This window comes from Asanoa iriomotensis (genome assembly GCF_016862515.1).
In the GTDB taxonomy this organism is placed as follows: Bacteria; Actinomycetota; Actinomycetes; order Mycobacteriales; family Micromonosporaceae; genus Asanoa; species Asanoa iriomotensis.
In genome coordinates this window covers 65,335-71,334 of sequence record NZ_BONC01000039.1, presented here as the reverse complement: position 1 = coordinate 71,334, position 6,000 = coordinate 65,335, and the positions used below count along the sequence as shown (strand labels likewise).

At 71.0% G+C, this 6,000-nt stretch carries 6 protein-coding genes and 2 tRNA genes; 4 read left to right on the top strand and 4 right to left on the bottom strand.

The features are described from left to right. Nucleotides 1-776: trigger factor (gene tig / locus Air01nite_RS25365; protein WP_203705767.1), on the bottom strand; the 776-nt coding region annotated here is incomplete at its 3' end. A gap of 85 nt (nt 777-861) precedes the next feature. Further along, a tRNA-Pro gene (locus Air01nite_RS25360) sits at nt 862-935 on the bottom strand. Between the two features lie 244 nt (nt 936-1,179). Here Air01nite_RS25360 and Air01nite_RS25355 point away from each other — a divergent pair. Together Air01nite_RS25355 and Air01nite_RS25350 are read left to right on the top strand one after the other, a co-directional pair. Continuing rightward, entirely contained in the window at nt 1,180-1,836 is a 657-nt protein-coding gene (locus Air01nite_RS25355) for a response regulator transcription factor (protein ID WP_203705765.1), read from the top strand. 1 nt (nt 1,837) lies between these two features. After that, a complete protein-coding gene (locus Air01nite_RS25350; protein WP_203705764.1) occupies nt 1,838-3,232 on the top strand; it encodes a sensor histidine kinase in 1,395 nt (464 codons plus the stop codon). Here Air01nite_RS25350 and Air01nite_RS25345 read toward each other — a convergent pair. Then, on the bottom strand, nt 3,188-4,126 hold the full coding sequence (locus tag Air01nite_RS25345) for a TAXI family TRAP transporter solute-binding subunit (protein WP_239090964.1): 939 nt from the start codon (nt 4,124-4,126) through the stop codon (nt 3,188-3,190). The genes Air01nite_RS25350 and Air01nite_RS25345 overlap by 45 nt on opposite strands. Nucleotides 4,127-4,247: 121 nt before the next feature. On the opposite strand from Air01nite_RS25345, the gene Air01nite_RS25340 reads away from it, so the two are divergent. Further along, entirely contained in the window at nt 4,248-5,015 is a 768-nt protein-coding gene (locus tag Air01nite_RS25340; RefSeq protein ID WP_203705762.1) for a hypothetical protein, read from the top strand. 41 nt (nt 5,016-5,056) lie between these two features. Beyond that, nucleotides 5,057-5,130, top strand: a tRNA-Gly gene (locus tag Air01nite_RS25335). 20 nt (nt 5,131-5,150) lie between these two features. On the opposite strand, the gene Air01nite_RS25330 is transcribed toward Air01nite_RS25335, so the two are convergent. Then, nucleotides 5,151-5,474 carry a hypothetical protein gene (locus Air01nite_RS25330; protein ID WP_203705761.1) on the bottom strand — a complete coding sequence of 108 codons (324 nt, stop codon included), beginning with the start codon at nt 5,472-5,474 and terminating at the stop codon, nt 5,151-5,153. Between the last annotated feature and the right edge of the window lie 526 nt (nt 5,475-6,000).

Here is a 6,000-nt window from a genome sequence, read left to right as displayed (position 1 = left end):
AGGGTGTCGAACTCGCTGGCGAGCTGGGCGAAGTCGTCGTCCAGCGCGGGGAGCTGCTTCTCCTTGACGGTGCGGACCGTGACCGCGACGTCGGCGTCCCGGCCGGCGAAGTCGCCGCCGACCAGCTGCGTGCTGAACGAGGTCTCGTCGCCGGCGGAGAGGCCGACCAGCACCTCGTCGAGCCCCGGCAGGAGCTGCTTGCTGCCGACCTCGTGGGAGATGTTGGTGGCGGAACCGCCGGGCACCTCTTCGCCGTCGACGGTCGCCTTCATGTCGATCTGGACGTAGTCGTCGTCCTGCGCGGCCCGCTCGACGGTCTTGAGGGTCGCGAAGCGCTCGCGCAGCGCCTCGACCTGGCTGTCGATCTCGTTGTCACCGATCTGCAGCTCGTCGACCGTGACCTCGACCGTCGACAGGTCGGGCAGCGTGATCTCCGGGCGCACGTCGATCTCGGCGGTGAACTTCAGCGGCTCGCCGTCGCCGAACTCGGTGATCTCCACCTCGGGGCGGCCGAGCGTCTTCACCTCGTGCTCGCGGACGGCGGCGACGATGTTCTCCGGGATCGCCTCCTGCACGGCCTCGTTGAGCACGGCACCGCGGCCGACCCGCTGGTCGATCACGGCGGACGGCACCTTGCCCTTACGGAAACCGGGCACGGTCACCTGCTGGGCGATCTCCCGGTACGCCTTGCGGAGGCTCGGCTCGAGCTCGACGAACGGCACCTCGATGGCGAGCCGCACCCGGGTCGGGCTCAGGGTCTCGACGGTGCTCTTCACAGGCGTACTCCTCGAAATGATATTTGGGGTGATCAGCCCATCGAGTGTAGGCGCGTCGCGGCTGGACCACCCCTGGTGGTCCCAGTCGGGGTGGCGGGATTTGAACCCACGGCCCCTCGCTCCCAAAGCGAGTGCGCTACCAAGCTGCGCCACACCCCGTGGCGAACCGAAGTCTATGCGGTAGGCGTGCGCCGTCCGCGCCCGGCGTCCCATTCCCGCACGGTGGGTGACAGATAAAGCGGACAAATGCTATTGCCCGGGTCCGCAGTGGGCACGACCGTCGCTCCCGCCGGACAAACTCGCTGACGCGTCGAGCCTTGTCCGCGGTCGGTCAGACCATCGGTTTCGGCGCACGCTGCCGTTAGGATGCGCGGAAAACCGCACCTGGGGAGGAGGCGGAGCCATGCGCATTCTGCTCGTCGAAGACGACCTGCGGGTGGCGTCCGTCATGAAGTCGATGTTGGTGCGCCGCGGCTACCAGGTCGAGCACGCGGCCACCGCCAAGGCTGCCGTCGAGGCCGCGCCCTGCGACCTCGTGCTGCTGGACCTCAGCCTCCCCGACGGAGACGGCATCGACGTGTGCCGCGCGTTGCGCACACGTGACGACAACCTGGCGATCATCGCGGTGACCGCCCGCTCTGACGAGCGCGACAAGGTCAACGGCTTCCGGGTCGGCGCCGACGACTACGTGGTCAAGCCGTTCTCGATGGCCGAGCTCCAACTCCGGATCGAGGCGCTGCTGCGCCGCGCCGCCCGCGGGGTGGCCGCCCGGCAGACCCGGGAGATCGGGCCGCTGCGGATCGACTTCACCGCCCGCGAGGTCACCGTCGACGCCAAGCCGGTCTCGTTGACCCGCAAGGAGTTCGACATCCTGGCCTCGCTGGCCCGCCAGCCGGGCGTCGCGGTCACCCGCGAGCGGATCCTGCTCGACGTGTGGCAGACCACCTGGTCCGGCCGGCACACGCTCGAGGTGCACATCGCCTCCCTGCGGGCCAAGCTCGGCCACCCCGACCTCGTCCGCACCGTGCGCGGCGTCGGCTACCGCCTCCAGGCGGAGTGACGTGCGGCGCCGGCTCGTCACCACGTACCTCCTGCTGCTCTGCCTGGTGTTGCTGGCGCTGGAGGTGCCGCTGGGGCTGGTGATGAGCGGGCGGACGACCCAGGCCCTGCTCGCCGACCGGCTGGCCGACGCGACCCGGTTCGCGGCGCTGGTCGCGCCCGTCATGCGCAACGAGGGCGAGCTCGAACCCGTCCGGACCGAGCTGGCCCGTTACAACGAGCTGTACGGGATCGTGGTCATCGTCGTCGACCAGAACCGCAACGTCGTGACCAACGCCGGCACCCGACCGGGGGTGAACGCCGACCCGGTCGTCCGCGGCGCGCTCGCCGGCCGGCAGGTGAGCTCGCCCGCCAACGTCTGGCCCTGGCAGGAGGCGCCGCTGCTGGTGGCGGTGCCGGTCTACGAGGGCGGCGCCGTGCTCGGCGGCGTGTTGACGATCTCGTCGACCGAGCGCGCCCGCGGCTCGATGCTGTTCGCCTGGATCGTGCTCGGCGTCGTCGGGCTGGTGGCGCTGGTGGGATCGGTGGTCGCCGCGGTGCGGCTGGCGCAATGGGTGCTGCGGCCGGTGCTCTCGCTGGACACGGCCGTGCACGAGATCACCGCCGGCGACAGCACCGCGCGGGTGCCGCACGCGCTCGGCCCGCCCGAGCTGCGCCGCCTGACCACCAGCTTCAACGAGATGGCCGACACGGTCACCGACGCGCTGGAGCGGCAGCGGCTGTTCGTCGCGCACGCGAGCCACCAGCTGCGCAACCCGCTGACCGTGCTCCGGCTGCGGGTCGAAGGCCTGGGCGACGTGCTGCCGGACGCGGCGGGCCCCGAGCACCACCTGGCGCTGGAGGAGTCGGACCGGCTCGCGCGGGTGCTGGACAGCCTGCTCGCCCTGGCCCGCGCCGAGTGGGACCGCACGCCGCCGGTCGTCGTCGACGCGGGCGCGCTGGTCGCGGCCCGGGTCGAGGCCTGGCTGCCGATGGCCGCGCAGCGCGGTATCGCCCTGACCGCCGCCCTGCCCCCGTCGCCCGTCCAGGCCGAGGCCGCGGACACGGCGCTCGACCAGGCACTGGACGCCCTGATCGACAACGGGCTGAAGTTCGCCGGCGCCGGCGGGCACGTGGAGGTCGCCGTCAGCGCTCTGCCCGGTCGGGTGGTGGTCACGGTCCGGGACGACGGCCCGGGCATGACCCGGGAGCAGTGCCGGCTGGCGACCCGGCGGTTCTGGCGGGCGCCCAACACGCAGAACGTCGACGGCGCCGGGCTGGGGCTCTCGATCGCGACCGTGCTGATCGAGGCGTCCGGCGGGGCGCTGTCGCTCGCGCCGCTGCGGCCGCACGGGCTCGAGGCCCGGGTCCGGCTACGGCTTCACCGAGCGGAAGTAGGCAGCGGCACCCGGGTGTAAAGGCACCGGCATCGTGCCGATCGCCGAGCGGACGTCGAAGCGTTCACCCGCCGGGTGGGCGCGGGCCAGCGTCTCGTGCCGCTCCATGAGGAGCTTGGTCAGGTCGAATGCCACGTCGTCGGGCATGTCGGCCGGCACGACCAGGAAGTTCGGCACGGCGAGCGTGCTGACCGCCGGGAGGTTGTAGACGGAGTCGTTGACGTCGCGGCGCACGTACACCGTCGAAAATGCCTTTCGCATGGGCTCGACGTAGTCGCTGAGGTCCACGATCCGGATGCCCACGGCGTTGTTGAGATCCTCGATCGCCTGCACCGGCAGGCCGCCGGAGAAGAAGAACGCGTCGACGTGGCCGTCCCGCAACGCGGCGGCCGAGTCGTCCAATCCCAGGCGGCGCCTCTGGATCGTGCCGTCGCCCTCGGGAAAGGCGACCTGCAACAGCCGGTCCACGGTGATCTCCGTGCCGGAGCCGGGCGCGCCCGTGGCCACCGTCTTGCCGCTCAGGTCGGCCAGCTTCGTGATCGGCGAGTCGGTGGGCACGACCAGGTGCAGGAGATCCTCGTACACCCGGGCCAGCGCCCTGACCCGCGGGTCTGGCGGCGCGTCGCCGGTGACCAGGATGTCGGCCTGGGTGAAGCCGACCTCGGCCTGCTTTCTCTTCACCAGCCCCACGTTCTCCACCGAGGCGGCCGTGACCATCACCTCGGCGTCCGCGTTCGGAAGGTTGTCCTCGACGAGCTGACCGAGAGCCTTGCCGAACGCGTAGTAGACGGCCGTCTGACTGCCGGTGGCGATCCGGATGTGGGTGACCGGCGGGTTCCTCTCGCCATAGACACCGGCGCCGACGAGCACCAGCACGACGAGGGCTGCTGCTGTCTTTCCCGACCGGCTCCGCACGGAGCGCAAGTTTTCCTCAAGTAAGGGGCTGGCGCATCCCCCTGACAGGCCGGAGCGGCCACGCTGAACGCGGAGGCGATGACGAATGGCCATGCAGCGCGAGAGCAACGGGGACTCGGCCATGCGGTCACTGGACTCGGCCATGCGGTCACTGCCGGCGATCTTCGAAGCGGCCTGCCTGATCAGGTGTACGGGCGTGGGCCGCTCGGCCGGAGCGGGACCGCCGCGGTCGGGCTTCGGCTACGAGTTCGGGACCGGGCCGGCACCCGGACCCGCGTCCGGCGGCGCCATCGGGACGCTGACACGTGGGGCGTCCATCCTGTCGGGGGGCGACACGGCGTCGCCGGACCCCGGCGCCGCGCCGGAGAGCTCCGGCGCGGCGCCGCGGCCGGTCCTGGCGGAGTTCAACCAGCCGGAGGCAGCGGAACGGCTGTCGAAATTGCTGACGGACCTCGGTTGCGGCGCGACCTGGGCAACGCTGGTCGGCGGCGGGCGGCGGCAATATTTCGTGCACCGCGTGACGGTCCCCGCGGCTGCTTGGCCGGTGATCATCCAGCAACTGACGTCGGGGTGGCGGCAGGGGCGGCATTTCCTGTTGCGGACTGACCCGGTGGGTGCGTCGTCGCCGCACAACGCGCGGCGGGAGACCCTGGCGCGGCGGGCGTGGCACGCGGCGTCGCTGGCCGCGGGGCGTCAACGTCGCGGAGGCGTGTTCGGGGTCCGGCTCGCGGACCAGGAGATGGCCGCGGTGCTGGTGCGCTCGGCCCGGTTGCTGGGCGGCACGGCCGCGATCCGGACACGGCCGGGGTGTCTGCAGGTGTCGGTCACGTCGGTGACCTCGGACGCCCTCCTGGAGATCGCCACACCCCCGCTCCGCGTGGCTGTGTGAGGTTGTCGGTACGCTGTCGGTTGTGCGCCCGCGGCGCACCCGCGGGCGTAGCTCAATGGCAGAGCTTCAGTCTTCCAAACTGACGGTGCGGGTTCGATTCCCGTCGCCCGCTCCATTTGTCTTGACCGCTCGCGGTCAAGACAAATGGAGCATGCTGGCTCCGGGGCCGAGCCCCGGAAACCCCACGTTACGGTGGTTGCGGTCCTCGGCAGCTGGCCGCTTCTTTAGCCGCTTGTTCATGGCTTCGGCGATCTCGCAGGCATTTCGCTGGCGGCGTGCAGGTAGTCGAGGGCCGCCTTGCTGGTCGCTTCGGCCCAGCGGGTCGCCCTCCGGAAGTAACCGGACCTTGGGAATGCGCACTTCTCGTCTCGACCCGCTGACCCAGGACCCCATAAACGAAACGTAATCCGTCGGCACACGCGCCTGGAAGGCGTTCGGAACCGACTCACGAAAGTCCATGTCCGACCACGATGGTGCGGTCAGCCGGTTGCAGAGCGTCAAACGCGGCCAGCGGCCGGGCGTCGGCGTCGAGGACGACCAGGGTTGAGACGAGCAAGCAACGGCCGCGATGGACGTGAGAAGCCCTGCCTCGCGGGTTGTCGCGGGCCCTACGGTGAGCCGCTCGGTGACGCGCCGCGGGCGGTGCCCGGTGCGGTCGAGGCGGGAGACGATTTCCCTTCGCGATGGGCGCGTTCATCACGAACGCGGACCGGCGAGCGATGTCGTCAGGCACGTGCACGACTGCGAACGCTGGTGGCATGGCGCCGCTGTCTGCGAGCAGCCGTCGACGGGCAACGACCCGGGCGGGAGTGGTGAGACCGAGTAGATCGGCCGTGCGGTCGGTGGCTGGCGTTGGCGCCGCACGCAACAGAGTCACGCGGGTGGAGTCCTCGCAGGCGAGCAGCCGCAGCACGCGAGTCGGAGTGGGCGCGCCCTCAGTGTGGGGACGGCCGAGGACGATCCGGCCCCCTGCCCTGCTGTGCTT

Bases quoted from the DNA above. Each gene is read 5' to 3' on its own strand.
- Air01nite_RS25340 (WP_203705762.1), top strand. From the start codon at position 4,248: ATGCGGTCACTGGACTCGGCCATGCGGTCACTGCCGGCGATCTTCGAA.
- Air01nite_RS25355 (WP_203705765.1), top strand. From the start codon at position 1,180: ATGCGCATTCTGCTCGTCGAAGACGACCTGCGGGTGGCGTCCGTCATG.
- Air01nite_RS25330 (WP_203705761.1), bottom strand. From the start codon at position 5,474: ATGGACTTTCGTGAGTCGGTTCCGAACGCCTTCCAGGCGCGTGTGCCG.